This window comes from Crassaminicella profunda, assembly GCF_019884785.1.
Lineage (GTDB): Bacteria > Bacillota > Clostridia > Peptostreptococcales > Thermotaleaceae > Crassaminicella > Crassaminicella profunda.
In genome coordinates this window covers 2,940,534-2,956,226 of record NZ_CP082326.1, presented here as the reverse complement: position 1 = coordinate 2,956,226, position 15,693 = coordinate 2,940,534, and the positions used below count along the sequence as shown (strand labels likewise).

Annotated in this window: 11 protein-coding genes; all 11 read left to right on the top strand. The window is 30.6% G+C overall.

All coding sequences use genetic code 11. From position 1 onward, the window contains the following. The first annotated feature begins 59 nt into the window (after positions 1 to 59). Positions 60 to 1,358 carry a hypothetical protein gene (locus K7H06_RS13845; protein WP_223036630.1) on the top strand — a complete coding sequence of 433 codons (1,299 nt, stop codon included), beginning with the start codon at positions 60 to 62 and terminating at the stop codon, positions 1,356 to 1,358. Between the two features lie 411 nt (positions 1,359 to 1,769). Further along, a complete protein-coding gene (locus K7H06_RS13840) occupies positions 1,770 to 3,302 on the top strand; it encodes an AbgT family transporter (protein WP_223036629.1) in 1,533 nt (510 codons plus the stop codon). 46 nt (positions 3,303 to 3,348) lie between these two features. Next, entirely contained in the window at positions 3,349 to 4,539 is a 1,191-nt protein-coding gene (locus K7H06_RS13835) for a M20 metallopeptidase family protein (RefSeq protein ID WP_223036628.1), read from the top strand. 3 nt (positions 4,540 to 4,542) lie between these two features. Next, a complete protein-coding gene (locus K7H06_RS13830) occupies positions 4,543 to 5,850 on the top strand; it encodes an amidohydrolase (RefSeq protein ID WP_223036627.1) in 1,308 nt (435 codons plus the stop codon). A 434-nt stretch (positions 5,851 to 6,284) separates the two neighbouring features. After that, the gene (locus tag K7H06_RS13825) at positions 6,285 to 7,379 is read left to right on the top strand and encodes an ABC transporter ATP-binding protein (protein WP_223036626.1); all 1,095 of its coding nucleotides are present in this window, start codon (positions 6,285 to 6,287) and stop codon (positions 7,377 to 7,379) included. 100 nt (positions 7,380 to 7,479) lie between these two features. After that, positions 7,480 to 8,340: a carbohydrate ABC transporter permease gene (locus K7H06_RS13820; protein ID WP_246637532.1), complete on the top strand. Its 861-nt coding sequence runs from the start codon at positions 7,480 to 7,482 to the stop codon at positions 8,338 to 8,340. 15 nt (positions 8,341 to 8,355) lie between these two features. Continuing rightward, complete coding sequence (locus tag K7H06_RS13815; protein ID WP_246637531.1) at positions 8,356 to 9,201, top strand: carbohydrate ABC transporter permease; 846 nt, start codon at positions 8,356 to 8,358, stop codon at positions 9,199 to 9,201. Between the two features lie 11 nt (positions 9,202 to 9,212). Next, positions 9,213 to 10,448, top strand: a complete 1,236-nt coding sequence (locus K7H06_RS13810) for an efflux RND transporter periplasmic adaptor subunit (RefSeq protein WP_223036624.1) — start codon at positions 9,213 to 9,215, stop codon at positions 10,446 to 10,448. A gap of 14 nt (positions 10,449 to 10,462) precedes the next feature. Next, positions 10,463 to 11,779 carry an ABC transporter permease gene (locus tag K7H06_RS13805; RefSeq protein WP_223036623.1) on the top strand — a complete coding sequence of 439 codons (1,317 nt, stop codon included), beginning with the start codon at positions 10,463 to 10,465 and terminating at the stop codon, positions 11,777 to 11,779. Further along, on the top strand, positions 11,776 to 13,368 hold the full coding sequence (locus K7H06_RS13800) for a stalk domain-containing protein (RefSeq protein WP_223036622.1): 1,593 nt from the start codon (positions 11,776 to 11,778) through the stop codon (positions 13,366 to 13,368). The genes K7H06_RS13805 and K7H06_RS13800 overlap by 4 nt, the downstream gene beginning before the upstream one ends. Positions 13,369 to 13,482: 114 nt before the next feature. Beyond that, a complete protein-coding gene (locus K7H06_RS13795) occupies positions 13,483 to 15,675 on the top strand; it encodes an extracellular solute-binding protein (protein ID WP_223036621.1) in 2,193 nt (730 codons plus the stop codon). Positions 15,676 to 15,693: the final 18 nt, after the last annotated feature.

Sequence of the window (15,693 nt, the reverse complement as noted above, 5' to 3'; positions counted from 1 at the left end):
AAAAACAATATATGATATGATATAAATAGAATATTTTTATGTAGAAAAGGTGAGAAAGTATGAAAATTAAGTTAGGAGTTATTGGTCCTAGTGATTCAATAGAAAAGATTTGTAAAATAGCTAAGGAAGTTGAAGAAAAGGTAATTATTTTTCCCTATGTATATGAAAATAAAGAAGAAACTTTAGAATTAATCAATGAATGTCAGAAAAAAGTAGATGGAATCCTTTTTTCAGGACATGTTCCATACAATATAGCTAAGTTTTCTAATGCACTAACAAAGCCTGCTGTTTATATACCAAGGGTTGGAACTAGTATATTAAAAGCATTATGGGAGATTAAATGTCGAGGGATCGACTATACAAAAATGAGCATTGATTCTGTAAAAGAAAAATCTGTAAAAGAAATAGCTGATGAATTGGAAATAAAGTTCGATGAAATGAATGTTATACCTTATGAAGAAAATATAAGCTATGATGAATTGGTAAAATACCACTATAATCTGTGGAAAAATAAAAGGATCAATGTTGCTGTAACTGGACTAAGTAAGACCTATATAAAGCTTAAAGAGTTGGGGGTAACTGTGCATAAATTAAGCCCTACTACATTTTTAATGAGGGAATACTTAAATAAAGCTATCTATAAGGCCAGTGTAAAAAAAATAAAGGCAACTCAAATTGCAATTGCTATTGTAAAAATTAAAAATGAAAATAATAATATGTCTTCAGAATATGAATTTTTAAAAATAAAGAATAAATTAGAGGAAATGCTTATTAATTTTACAAAAAATAGTTTTGGTTCCATATTTCCCTTTGGTCGAGATGAATATTTAATATTTACAACTAGAGGTGCTCTTGATAATGAATATAATACACAAGAATTTAAAAAATATTTTAAGACAGATAGAAAATCTAATATTGTATTTGCTTCTGGCATTGGCTATGGGAATACAGTATATAATGCAGAATATAATGCAAGAGTTGCTTTGAATCGTGCTATGGGAAAAGAATATTCTTGTATATATATGGTTGATGAAGATGGGAGTATTACAGGTCCTATATCTAGTGAGAACGAGAATACCTTGACATACAATATTACAGTTTCTGATGAAAGGATTCAATCTATTGCTTCAAAATTAGATATTAGTGCTTCTTATGTATCTAAAATAATGGCTATAATAGAAAAAACCAATAAAAACACCTTTGATTCAGAAGAATTGTCTAATTATCTTGAAATTAGCTCTAGAAGTGGAAGAAGGATTCTCAAAAAAATCGTAGATACAGGTTTTGGAAAAATAATAGGAAAAGAAAGCAAGACAAAATCTGGTAGACCTAAGCAGATTTATGAAATTTTCATGTAAAAATAATGACGTGAGTTTAATAAAATTCATGTCATTATTTTTTTTATTTTCTAGGAAATTATAAAATTTAAAATTTGTGGATAACTTATGATTGAAAAATCAAGCGTTCAACCACTTTGAGTAAGTTTTATTACAAAAGGGTGGTTTTGTAAAAAAACTTGCGAGATGAGCATATGCGATTAGCTACATGCGAATTTTTATAAAAATTTAGTAGAAATTTCGAAAAATTGGAAGGATTTTAACGAAAGATGGAGAATATAAAAAATAATAAAGGACATGTCAAAAATGTGTCCGAAAAAGAAATTATAGAATCAGCTTTTAAAGCTAAGGAGTTAGGGGGGGATGAAAGCAATTGAATAAAGGTTCTTTAGGTTCTTTAGATTCGAAATATTTCAAACAGGAGGTCGTAGAATGGAAAATGTAAAAAGAGAAAAAAAGTCATTATTTTATCGTTTTTTGGATTGGGTAGAACAAACTGGGAATAAATTGCCTCATCCCTTTACATTGTTTGTATTTTTAACATTAGGTGTAATCGTTCTTTCTTTTATAGTAGCTAAAGCAGGTGTTCAAGTAAAACACCCTGTAAAAGATGAGTATGTTGTAGCCAAAAACCTTCTAAGTAAAGAAGGGATACAATATATGCTTCTTAACTTAACAAAGAATTTTGCTGGATTTAAACCTTTAGGACTCGTGTTAACTATGATGATTGGTATAGGACTAGCAGAACAAACAGGACTTATGTCAGCTTTTATGAAAAAGTTTATCCTTGGAGCACCAGAAAAGCTTTTAGTAATGGCCATATTTTTAATAGGTATATGTGGAAATTTAGCTTCTGATGCAGCAGCTATTATTATTCCACCTTTAGCAGGAGCTATATTCTATGGGGCTAAGAAAAATCCACTTGTAGGTGTTGCAGCAGGATATGCAGCTGCCTGTGCAGGATTTACAGCCAATTTACTTTTAGCAGGAACGGATGTATTGCTTGCTGGGATTACTGAAGAAGCAGCCCATATAATTGATCCAAGTATATCTGTATCTCCAGCAGTAAATTATTATTTTATGGTTGCTTCAACTATTTTTCTAACACTTTTAGGGGCATGGATTACCACTAAATATGTTGAAAAGCAAGCAGGTCCTTATACACCAAAGGGTGAAATATCTTTAGATGATGTTGACTTTGAGGTAACAAAAGAAGAGATACAAGGACTAAAGAGTGCAGGAATTGTAAGTTTGATTTATTGGGCAATCGTTATTATTGCTTTAATTCCACAGGATTCGCTGTTAAGAAATCCTGAGGGAGGATTAATTCCTTCTCCATTCTTAAAGGGACTGGTACCTTTTATTCTATTTTGGTTTGTAGCTATTGGTATTGCCTATGGTAGAAAAGTAGGGGTTATAAAGTCAGAGTCTGATATTCCTAAACTTATGACAGAAGCCATGAGAGGAATGGCTGGATATATTGTATTGGTATTTGTAATTGCCCAATTTGTAAGCTATTTCAATTGGACAAATTTAGGATTAATTGTTGCAGTAACCCTTGGAAATATATTGAAAACTTTAAATTTCACAGGTTTTCCAATGATTATTTTAGTTACTGTATTTACCATGTTTATAAATTTATTTATAGGTAGTGGTTCAGCAAAATGGGCATTACTTGCACCAGTGTTTGTACCAATGTTTATGATGCTTGATTATTCACCAGCTTTTGCACAAGTAGCTTATAGAGTAGGAGATTCAACTACAAATGCAATCAGCCCATTATTCCCATATTTCCCAATTCTTTTAGGATTCCTTAAAAGATATGATGAGAATGCAGGAATGGGAACAGCCATCTCTTATACATTACCTTATGCAATAGGCTTTGGAGTTCTTTGGATTGTCATGATGGCTGTATGCTTCTTTTTCGGATTACCATTAGGTCCTGGAGCAAATGTATTTATGTAAGGATTGAGATAGTGACGATAAGTAATTTGACATTAGGGGGATAAATATGCTTAATGAAAAGATACATGGATTAGTTGATGAAATAGAAGACTGGATCATAGATCAAAGAAGAGATTTTCATATGCATCCTGAGCCAAGTCGGAAAGAAATCAGAACATCAGAAAGAGTAGCAAGGTTATTAGAAGAATTAGGTGTAGAAGTTAAAAAAGGATATTACAATACGGGTGTTGTAGGGATTATAAAAGGAGATAAAGAAGGGAAAACTATAGGACTTAGATTTGATATGGATGCTCTTGAAATGGAAGAAATGAACGATATTCCTTTTAAATCACAAAATGAAGGCGTTATGCACTCTTGTGGTCATGATGGACATACAGCTATAGGTCTTGGTATTGCAAAGGTACTAATACAGATGAAGGATGAGATTCATGGGAATATTAAACTTGTATTTCAACCAGCGGAAGAAGATGCGCCTAATGGAGGGGGTGCTCAACATATGATTAAGGATGGCGCATTAGAAGAGCCAAAGGTAGATTATATGGTAGGGGCTCACATATGGCCAAAGCTAAAGCTTGGTCAAGTAGGAACAAAATCTGGAGTACTTATGGCAGCTTCTGATCCATTTACCATTGATATTAAGGGAAAAGGGATACATGCATCTCTACCGAACATGGGAGTGGATCCTATTCTCATTGGATCTCAAATCGTTACAAATATAAATACAATCATCAGTAGAAATATTGATCCTTTTGAACCAGCAGTTGTATCTATAGGTGTATTTAATGGAGGTACTAGATATAATGTGATTCCAGAAGAAGTCAAATTAGAGGGAACAGTACGTTCATTTAGTGAAGGTGTTAGGGAAAAAATTCATGATAGACTCAAAAGTGTAGTGGAAGAAACAGCTGTAGCATTAGGTGGAAATGCGAACCTTCATTATAAATTCTCCTACCCGCCTCTTATGAATGATGAAAAGGCAGTAAATATAGCAAAAAAATCTATTGAAGAATTATTAGGAGAAGAAAACTTTGTAAGAGTCAATAGACCAGAGCCTGGAGGAGAAGATTTTGCATATTTTGCAAAAGAGGTACCATCTGTTTATATGTTTTTAGGATATGCAGAAGAAGGAAAAGAATTGTATGCACCTCATAATCCAAGGTTTGATTTTAATGAAAAAGTTCTAGGAATCGGAGCAAAAGTACTTATTAAAACAGCTCTAAATTTGGGGAGGTCCTAAGAAATGGTTGAAAAAATAAATGAGATAATAGATGAAATAGAAGAAGAAATGATAGCTATCAGAAGGGATTTTCATCAATATCCAGAATCCGCATGGACTGAATTTAGAACAGCATCAATGGTAGCTAGGAAGCTAAAGGATATGGGGTATAGTATCAAACTAGGAAAAGAAGTAATGAATGAAAAGGATCGAATGGGAGTTCCTCATGAGGAGCAATTAGAAAAACATTATAAACGTGCATTAGATCAAGGTGCAGATCGGGAATTTGTAGAAAAACTTAAAGGCGGATTTACAGGGGTAGTAGGGTTATTAGATTGTGGAGATGGACCTATTGTTGCGTTGAGATTCGATATGGATGCTGTTGAAGTGGGAGAATGTAAGGAAAGAGCGCATTTCCCATACAAAGAGGGCTTTGCTTCTGTCAATGAAAATGTGATGCATGCTTGCGGACATGATGGACATACTACAATAGGTTTAGCTGTTGCCAAGGCATTGATGGGAATAAAGGATCAATTAAAGGGTAAGATAAAGCTTATTTTTCAACCAGCAGAAGAAGGGGTAAGAGGAGCAAAATCAATGACTACATCGGGAATATTAGATGATGTGGATATAATTATGGGTGGTCATATAGGAATCAAAGCAAAGGGCTCAGGAATGTTATTTTGTGGAACTAGTGGATTTTTAGCAACTTCAAAATTTGATGCATATTTTAAAGGAATTTCAACCCATGCGGGAGCAACTCCTGAAAAAGGAAAAAATGCATTGTTAGCAGCTGCATCAGCAGCTATGAATCTACATGCTATACCAAGACATAGTGAAGGATTTACGAGAATAAATGTAGGAAAACTTGTTGCAGGAACAGGAAGAAATGTAATTCCTTCAAATGCTCATATGCTTATAGAAACAAGGGGAGAAAATTCAGAGCTTAATGAATACATGAGAGAATCTGCAAAGCGAATATTAAAAAATGCTGCAGAGATGTATGATGTAGATTTAGATCTTCAATTTATGGGTGCTGCTGAAAGTGGAGAAAGTGATGAAGAACTGATTGTAAGAGCTAAAGGACTAGCAGAAAAACTAGATGCATTCCAAATGGTGACAGATGAAAAAATAGATTTAGGTGGAAGTGAAGATTTCGCCTATATGATGAAAAAGGTCCAATCTCAAGGTGGAAAAGCTATATATATGTTATTTGGAAGTGATATAAAGGATGATCATCATAATTCCAAATTTGACTTTGATGAAAAGGATTTAAAAGGAGCAGCAAAGATATTTTCTTTGTTAGTACATGATCTTTTGAAAAGGGGTTAGTGTTATTTTATTGGTTTGTACTAAAAAACAGAATAAAAAAATTACATATTTTTTAGAAAGAAATTGTAAAGGCTATGGATTCAATCCATAGCCTTTACAATTTCTTTACAAAAAACATAAACTTTACATAAATCTTTAAAGTATAATTTGTTAAATCAATTGATTATAAAGTCAAAAGACAAGGATTTATTTTTAAAAGGAATTTTTATTTTTATGTGACAAAAATGTAAGGTGAATATGGAATTTTGTAAGGTAAATGAATGGTGATCTATAGCCTCTTTTTATAGAATGAATATAAATAAAGAATATATACAGAATGAAGATGTAGATTTAAGATGAGAAATCAATCATTTAAATTGGAATAAGTGAAATAAAGTATTTAACCTAAAATGTAGTTTAACAAAATAAAAGTGGATAGATGGGAGTGGAGGTATATGGCTGCTTTATTATTAAAAAATATAGAAAAGATATACGAAAATGGATTTCATGCAGTGAAAAATTTAAATCTAGAAATTGAAGATAAAGAATTTGTTGTATTTGTAGGTCCATCTGGTTGTGGAAAGTCTACAACTCTCCGAATGATTGCAGGACTTGAAGAAATATCAAATGGTGAGCTTTGTATAGGAGAAAAGCAGGTGAATCATATGGAGCCGAAGGATCGAGATATAGCTATGGTATTTCAAAATTATGCATTATATCCTCATATGACTGTTTTTGATAATATGGCATTTGGATTAAAGCTTAGGAAAGCACCTAAAAAGGATATTAATGAAAAAGTAGTAAATGCTGCAAAAACCTTAGGAATTGAAGATCTTTTAAAGAGAAAGCCAAAGCAGCTTTCAGGAGGACAAAGACAAAGGGTTGCTTTAGGACGAGCCATTGTCAGAGAAGCTCAAGTTTTTTTAATGGATGAGCCATTGTCTAATCTAGATGCAAAGCTTAGAGTACAAATGCGTACAGAAATATGTAAGCTACATAAACAGCTCAATACAACTTTTATCTATGTAACCCATGATCAAACAGAAGCCATGACTATGGGAACGAAAATAGTGATTATGAAAGATGGCATCGTTCAGCAGGTGGATACACCTAAAAGGATTTACGAAGAGCCTAAAAATTTATTTGTAGCAGGATTTATTGGATCTCCCCAAATGAATTTTATACCTGTAACGATCATTGAAGAAAATGGGCAAGTATTGATCCAATTAAAGGAATTAGCATTCTTCCTTGAAAATGAAAAGGGGAAAGAATTAAGAAAAAATGGATATATAGGAAAAAATATGATTTTAGGAATACGTCCAGAACATATTTACTTTGAAAAAGAAAAAGGCATGATTCCTATAAATGGGAAGGTAGAGCTTATAGAGTATATTGGTTCTGAAACCTATGTATACATAGAGACAACAAATGGAAATATCATTGGAAAAACTAATGAAATAGCTATAAAAAGGGGAGAAATGATAGATAGTTATATGGATATAGAGAAGATTCATTTATTTGATAAAGAGGTAAAAGAAAGAATTTTATAAAAATAACTTGTTGCACAGATCCATAGAGAAACATAATTCTATTAAAATAATGAGATTGCAATATATACAATAAAATTTCACAATGAAAGGGGGAGTTTCTTTGAAATCAAAGATCAATAAAAAAGAAAGATGGATAGGCTTTGGTTTTATTACACCAAGTTTGATTGGACAGCTCATTTTCTTTTTTATTCCTATTATGATGACCATTTACTATGCTATGATCAATAATCCTATGAGCAAAGAATTTGTGGGATTTACAAATTTTATCACTATATGGGACAATACAATCTTTATACGAGCTATGAAAAATACCTTTATTTTTACAGGAATTAGCGTGAGCCTTATTATGGTTTTATCCTTAGGAATGGCCATGCTTTTAAATAAGCCTTTGTTTTTAAGAAATATTTTTAGATCCTGCTTTATGGTTCCGCTTATTGTACCCTCTGCATCGATTCTGATGATTTGGCAAGTATTCTTTAATTTTAATGGAACTTTAAATAATATTGTAACGAGTTTTGGTTTTGATCCGATAGATTGGATGAATTCAGCTTATGCTAGATGGATTGTGGTACTTTTCTATGTATGGAAAAATATAGGATATGATATGGTGTTATTCTTAGCAGCTCTTCAAAACATTCCTAAAGAGCAATATGAAGCAGCTAGCATAGATGGTGCTAATAAGTGGCAAAAGTTTTATCATATTACTCTTATTCACATTTTGCCAACCTTCTTTTTTGTATTTATTATTTCAATTACGAATTCTTTCAAAATATTTAGAGAGGTCTACTTGTTAGGAGGAGAGTATCCTTACGAAGATCTTTATATGCTACAACATTATATTAACAATTTATTTAATGTATTAGATTATCAAAAGCTATCTGTTAGTGCAATCTATATGGCAATATTCATTTTTATGATAGTCCTTTTATGGAGAAAAGTAGAGAAAAAATTAGATTTTTAGAAGGGCGGAGTTATTTTGAAAAAAAAGATTGTTTTAAGTATATTGGTAGGTCTATTAGCACTTTTATTTATTATTCCTCTTTTTCTGACAGTGTCGAATTCCTTTATGGAACCGAGTCAAGTACAAAATCAATACGAAAATATTTTCCAAAACAAAGGATCAGAATTTTCAGGACTAAAATTTATCCCTGATTGGATTAGCTTAAAGCAATATTATCAAGTTCTTATTTTGAAAACAAATTTTCTAAAGATGTTTTGGAATGCATCTTTCATGGTAGTTCCTATTATTTTAGGACAAATTATCGTATCAACCTTTGCAGCCTATGCTTTTGCAAAGCTAAAGTTTCCCTTTAGAGAACAATTATTTTATCTATATATTTTACTAATGCTTATGCCCTTTCAGGTAACAGTAGTACCTAATTATTTGATTGCCAATTATTTAGGCATATTAGATAAATTTGCATCTATTATTTTTCCAGGGGTTTTTAGTGTATTTGGTGTTTTTTTATTAAGACAATTTATGCAAAAAATTCCTGATGCATATTTAGAAGCGGCAAAAATAGATGGTGCAAATCATTTTCAAATATTTTTCAAAATCATTTTGCCCCTTTCAAAAAATTATATTGCGTCCCTTGGGGTACTTCTTATGATTGATTATTGGAATATGGTAGAACAGCCATTGATTTTCTTAAAGGATGTAAGTATGCATCCCTTATCGCTTTATTTAGCTCAGGTGAATAAAGATGAGATTGGTGTAGCTTTTGCAGCTGCTACTATATATATGATTCCAGTATTACTTGTTTACTTATATGCAGAAAATTATTTTGTTGAAGGCATCAAAAACAGTGGATTAAAAGGATAGGAGGGAAAGCTGTGGATAGAAAGAAAAAAATAAGAAAAATGATTATACAATATTTTGGAGTTATTTTACTATTTACTATATTTTCGCAAAGTCTTAATAATCTAGCTTTACCAAGGGTAGCTGTGGGTAATGGGAAAAGTACTTCTTTACAGATGAATATTCAAAAGGAAGGAACGATTACAGCTAGAAAAAGTGAACAAATTTATGGAACCTTTTCAGGGATCATTGATAAGATATTTGTTCAAACCAATAAAATCGTAAAAAAGGGAGATCCTCTTGTAAAGCTTGATGAAAAGGAATTGAATGAAAAATTTATTCAAGAAGAGGGAAATTATAAAAAATCCAAATTAAATTATAAAATCGCAAAGGGGCAATATGAAAATCAAGAGGGATTAGAAAAAGAATTAGCAGCTGTTGAAAAAGCTAGAAAAGAGTTTGAAAAGAAAGAAGTATATTATGAAAATAATATTATCTCTAAAGAAGAATTTGAAAAAGCAAAAGATACATTAAAGGATGTAGAAGATACTTATAATACAAAGAAAAAAAATCAACCCATTGAAGACATGAAAGCTCAAAATAGTTTAGTTGAAAGTGAAATGGAATACAAATTAAAGGAGATTGCATTTAAAGAAATGCAAAAAATTGTAGCAAACAAAGGAATTATCACAGCACCTATTGATGGAGTTGTGAAAAATATTACTAAAAAAGAAGGAGAAAGAATAAATAAAGATGAAACCATCCTAGCATTAACAGATCCTTCATCTGGATATGAATTAAAAATTTCTATCAAGAAGGATATTGCAAAATACTTAAAAATAGGAGAACGTTTAAATATTACATTTAAAGGATTAGATGATTTGAAAGTAGAAAGCAAAATCACGGATATTTCAAATAACAAAGAAGAACCAAGTAAAATAAAGGACATTACCTTATCTTTTGAAAATGAGAGGTTAAAAGGAGATGAATTTGCAACTATTCGTGAGACAAAATCCACCACTAAATATGATGTGGTTGTTCCAAATAGTGCTATAGGAAGTGAACAAAATGGAAGGAAATTTGTGTGGTTAGTAAGAAAAGAAGATAAGCCTTTAGGAAAAGAATATTATGTAAATAAGAGGTATGTGACTACAGGAGAATCAGATTTAGACAAAACAGCTATTAAGAGTGGATTAGATAAATATGAAGAATTTGTACAAGATGCTACAGGTGTAGACTTAAAGGAAAATGGAAGAGTATTAAAAAAATAGAAAGGAGGAGAAAAATGAAAAATGTGTTTTTTAGAAGATTTTCTATGGGAGCATTGGTAGCTTTTATCCTCTTGATGATTGGAAATGATTTGCTCTTTCAAAATATAGCTATGATCATGGATACAGAAGAAGCCTTTTATGAAGTAGTAAGCCAAAATGGAAATAGCTCTATGAAAATAGATGATTTAAATAAATTAAAAGAAACCCTTAAAACAGAGATCCTTGTTATGGGAGAGAAGAATACGCAGATGAGTGTTGAGGGAAAAGAATATAATGTTTTAGCAAAGGGTGTTTTTGGAGATTATAAAAGTTTTTTTCCTGTTAGATTAAAAAAAGGAAGCTTTGTAACAGATATAAGTTTAGATACGAAAAAACCTATGGTGATAGAACAAAAGCTTTCTCAAAAAATTTTTAAAAATAAGGATACCATAGGATTAAATTTTTCAGAAGGGAATAAGGTTTATGAGATTGTAGGAATTTTAGAAAAAAGTTTATTTTCACTATTTATACCTGAGAGAAATGTAGTATATATGCCATTAGATGCATTAAAGGATAAGAAGTTGAAAGTACCTATTACGAGTATCTATATAGGGAGTAAAGATCATGAGAATAAAGAAATTAGTGAAGGGAATGTAGAGAGTGCTTTAGCCCAATATGGAATAAACGATGTAGTGATTACAAAAGGAACTAAGAAGATTGACAGTATAAGAACTATACAAGCCTGTATGCTGTTGTTTTTAGTTTTAGTCATGACAAAGGATATAATGAAAATCCTTCAAAGAAGATGGAAAAAGCTTTATTGTAAGTTAAATGAAGCAATAAGACTAACAGATAAAGGGATGTTTACAAAAGAAAATATGTATACGCTCTTAAAAGAAGTTATGATCGGACTTATGAGTGTCGGGCTACTTATATATCTATTTTATAGAATTCCTATCGTTTATTTACCAGTTAAAGGAATCATGAAGGAGGAAGTTATTACCCTTACTTATTATTTAAATAATATAAAGGAAGCTTTTAGTGAAAGTTTTACAAATAGAAATGCTTATATAACACCTTTAGGATATATACTTAAGGGAATTTATCAGATGATAGTTATATCTTTTGTGATTAGTTTAATTCCTTTGTATATTTATAGAAAATACAAGGTGATAGAAAATTCTTTTTTAAAAGAAAGTTTGAGTTTGATTAGCATTGTTTTTTTATTGATTTTTGTAAATATAAAAGCTTCATTTGTATTTATGTTGAATAAAGAACTATTTATTGTATTGAGTACATTTATATTTACTCAAAATATGAAAGTTTATTTAGAAAAGGAGGAGGTTAAATGAAGGATAAAATAAAAGAAAAAATTTTAATAGGTGGAATTAGAAGGATTATGAAAACTAACCTAATGAAAAATAGAATGATGGGTTGTATTGTTATAATGATTTTTATGTGTAGTATGTTCGTAGGAAATGCTTTTGCAGAGGAATTGATTCAATTGCCAACAGATTTTGCAGATGCAAATATAATGGATGTGAAGTTAATAGCAAATGAAAAAAATTATCAGGTAGGGGAGAAAGTTATGTTATTAAAGGTAGCCCCTTATATAAAAGAAGATAGCTTCATGCTTCCATTAGAATTTCTTTTAGATATGATGGGGATGAAGCAAGAGAATATGACTTGGGATCAAGGGACAAATGTGATTCGTTTATTTAAAGGGGATAATATTATTCAAATGGCCATAGGGAAAAGTCAGTGGAGGATAGATGGTAGATCAATAGAGATGAAAACACAAGTAGAATTAAAGGATGGTGTGGTGATGGTTCCTTTAAGTATGGCTACAAAAGTATGGGATACAAAATATACGTATAATAGTCTAACTAAGACTGTAACCTTTTCTATACAAAAAGAAAAGAAAGAAGTATTGAAAAAAGGGGATTACACCTATGAAGAATTATTAGAGCGGGTATATAAGTATAGTAGAGACTTAAAAAGGTTAGATATGAATGTAGATCGTGCTGAAATGAATAAGGATGAAGCAAAGGATCGTGTAAAATCAACTCCTATAGGGACAGGAAATGGAGAGGATGATGCAGCGAGGACTTCTGATTATTTAGAACTTGAGCAAAATAGAATTGAATTAAAAAAGGCAGAAAACAACATAGATATGAAAAAGGATCAGCTTGCTTATGATTTTAAAAAAGCTTATGACAATATATTGAAGCAAGAAGATCATATGAAAATAAAAAAGCTAGAATTAGAGATTGCCAATGAAAATATGAAACAAATGAGGATCAAATATGAATATGGTAGTGTTAGTGAAAATGAAAAAATACAAGCTAAAAGGGATGAAGATCAGGCTAAGAAAGATTATGAAATGGCTCTAGAGGATTTGGATAAAGATTATGAAAAGTTAAATGATATGGTAGGATTCAAAAAGGAAGAAAGATATAGTTTGGAAGATCGTATTAGCTTTGATGTAATGGATGATGAAGATGTGGAATACCATATTGCAAGAATGATTAGTATTAGTCCTGAAATTTGGGGATCAGAGCAAAGTGTAAGAATGAAAGATTTAGGGGTAAAACTCTATACTTTCAATGCAGGAGGACCTTCTTATGGATCAAAGAAAATGGATCTAAAGGAAGCTAATATGGATTTAGGAGATAAAAAGAAAGCTTATGGTGAAAAATTAAGAAATACTTATAAAATTTTGAAAAGATATAAAGATGAATATAATAATAGTATTCTATCCTATGAAAAAGCAAAGGATGATTTAAAAAAAGCAAAAATAGATTTAGAAATAGGGAGTATGACGCCTATAGAATTTAAAAGAAAAACATTAGATTTAGAAAGAGAGAAAAAGAACTTAAAAGATAAAATAATGGATTATAATGAACTCTTAATGAAATATGATAAACCTTGGATCAATTAGGTATGTGACAGAAATGTAAGGTTTATAGATGTATTTGTAAGGTAAATCAATGGTTATATAAGAGTCCTTTCTGTAAAATGAAGATAAGTAAAAAAAACAGAAAGGATGAAGAAGATGAAAAAGGGAATTTGTTTCCTATTAATGTGTACCATACTTTTTTCATTAGTAGGGTGTGGAAAAAATAATGATTCAAAAGGAGGCTTTTATTACGAAGAAATAGCCTTTGAAAAAATGGATGGAGGAGAAATAAAGGGAGATATTTTGGGGGTAATTAATGATGAAGAGGGGAACATTTATGCATTGGTGAATCGAAATACCCTTCGAAAATATGATTCAAGTGGAAAGTTTGTAAAAACATTTGAATTAGAAATAGAAAAAGCAATGATGATTTTAAGTTTAGGAATAGATCAGGGAAAAAATCTTTATGTAGAGGTAAAAGAGTTTGGAGAACCAGGGAAAAAACTTATTCATGATATTTGGAAGCTTGATGAGAATGGAAAAGTAGTAGAAAAGATTGACATTACTAAAAATGATCAGGATGGATGGGGTAGAAATGGTCTTTCAAAGCTTTACATAAATGAAAAGGATGATTTTATTTATAAAAATGATAAAAATCAAATCATTCAAGTAGACAAAACGGGAGAATTAGTAAATACTTTAGTAAGTGAAAATGTAAAAGACTTTGTAAAGGTCAAAAATAGCCTATATATGCTTATAGAAAATGAAAATAGAGAAACTTATTTAGCTAAAAAAGAAATAGGCTCACAAGATTTTGTATATAACCAAAAAATAGATGGAGAACAGTTCTATGGATTTTTAGGATATGACCCTAAAGTGGGACGATTATTATATACAACAGGAGCTAATGAGATTAAAGCTTTTGATGTAGAAGGAAATTACTTAGAAACAGCAATAGATGTTGAGAATGCTCCTGTATTTGCAAAAAATATGCATGCAACTGGATTTACTGTAAACAATGAAGGAACTATTTATATGAGTTACATGGAAAGGGGTAGCGAGGAACAACAAAGACTTATTACCAATATTGCAGTATTCTATAAAAAAGAAGGAACTAGACCAAAGAGTAATAAAAAGACCCTTACAATTGGTGTAAATACAGAAATAGATGCAATGGAATTAAAAGGGAAAATCGCGGAATATATGAAAGAACATCCAGATGTGATTGTAAAAGTGAATCAATATAATTATAAAGAAGAATTTCTTTCTGATTATTTAAAAAAGATGAATACAGATATTATTTCGGGAAAAGGAGATGATTTGATTCCGACAGATTATCTTCCAATGAGTAAATATGTAAAAAATGGTGTGTTTGAAAATTTAAATGAATACATGAAAAAAGATAAAGATTTTAATATAAAAGATTATTATGAAAATATATTCAAGAGTCTAAAAGTAGATGGAAACTATTATGCATTTCCGTTCAAATTTAGAATGGCAGCTTTAGTAGCAGATCAAGCTTTATTAGATAATAAAAATATAAATATAGAAAAAAATAATTGGAATAGAGAAAGTTTTATCAATTTATTAAGAGCGATTTCAAAGGAAAATGGAGTTTATGGATTACCTAAGATGAGCAAAGGAGAGTTATTTAATATATTCTTTGATGGAGATATAAATCAATTTATTGATTATGAGAATAAAAAGACTAATTTTGATAGCGAAGGTTTTAAATCCTTATTAAAAGATATACAAGTTATTTATGAAGAAAAGCTATTAGATGAAAATATGGATATGATGACAATTAGTAAAGGAACAAAGGGGAAAATTGGGTTTATTCATCAACAAAACATAGCCCTTCTGAATTTGACAGAGATGAAAAATATGATTGAAAACTTTAAGCTTTACCCGTATCCAAATAGTAATGAACAAGGGGGATATGCATTTACAGCTAATGCTTATGGGATCAATGCCAACTCAAAAAGTAAAGAGCTTGCTTGGGATTTTCTAAAATATTTAAATAGTGATAACGGAAATAAAGAAGAATATTTTTTCTCAATGGGAATGAACAAAAAGCTGATGACAAAATCACTAGATAAAATAAAGAAAATAGAAAAGCAAGAGTCTATCTACCTTGAAGATACGGTATGGTATTCATTCCCGTTGACGGATGAAGAAGTTAAAAACACTCAGGATGCTCTAAAAAACATGACTATTAATAGAACACTTGATCCACAAATTAATAAGATTGTAAAAGAATTTACAATGAAATATTTTGCTAAAGAAATGACAGAGGAGGAGGTAATTAAGACATTAGATAGTAAAATTGCAACTTATTTAAATGAGTAAAAGATTGATATGAAAGTG

What these genes read in the sequence shown, in the direction of transcription:
- K7H06_RS13800 (WP_223036622.1), top strand. Translation starts at nt 11,776, where the DNA reads ATGAAGGATAAAATAAAAGAAAAAATTTTAATAGGTGGAATTAGAAGG.
- K7H06_RS13825 (WP_223036626.1), top strand. Translation starts at nt 6,285, where the DNA reads ATGGCTGCTTTATTATTAAAAAATATAGAAAAGATATACGAAAATGGA.
- K7H06_RS13830 (WP_223036627.1), top strand. Translation starts at nt 4,543, where the DNA reads ATGGTTGAAAAAATAAATGAGATAATAGATGAAATAGAAGAAGAAATG.
- K7H06_RS13795 (WP_223036621.1), top strand. Translation starts at nt 13,483, where the DNA reads ATGAAAAAGGGAATTTGTTTCCTATTAATGTGTACCATACTTTTTTCA.
- K7H06_RS13805 (WP_223036623.1), top strand. Translation starts at nt 10,463, where the DNA reads ATGAAAAATGTGTTTTTTAGAAGATTTTCTATGGGAGCATTGGTAGCT.
- K7H06_RS13845 (WP_223036630.1), top strand. Translation starts at nt 60, where the DNA reads ATGAAAATTAAGTTAGGAGTTATTGGTCCTAGTGATTCAATAGAAAAG.
- K7H06_RS13840 (WP_223036629.1), top strand. Translation starts at nt 1,770, where the DNA reads ATGGAAAATGTAAAAAGAGAAAAAAAGTCATTATTTTATCGTTTTTTG.
- K7H06_RS13835 (WP_223036628.1), top strand. Translation starts at nt 3,349, where the DNA reads ATGCTTAATGAAAAGATACATGGATTAGTTGATGAAATAGAAGACTGG.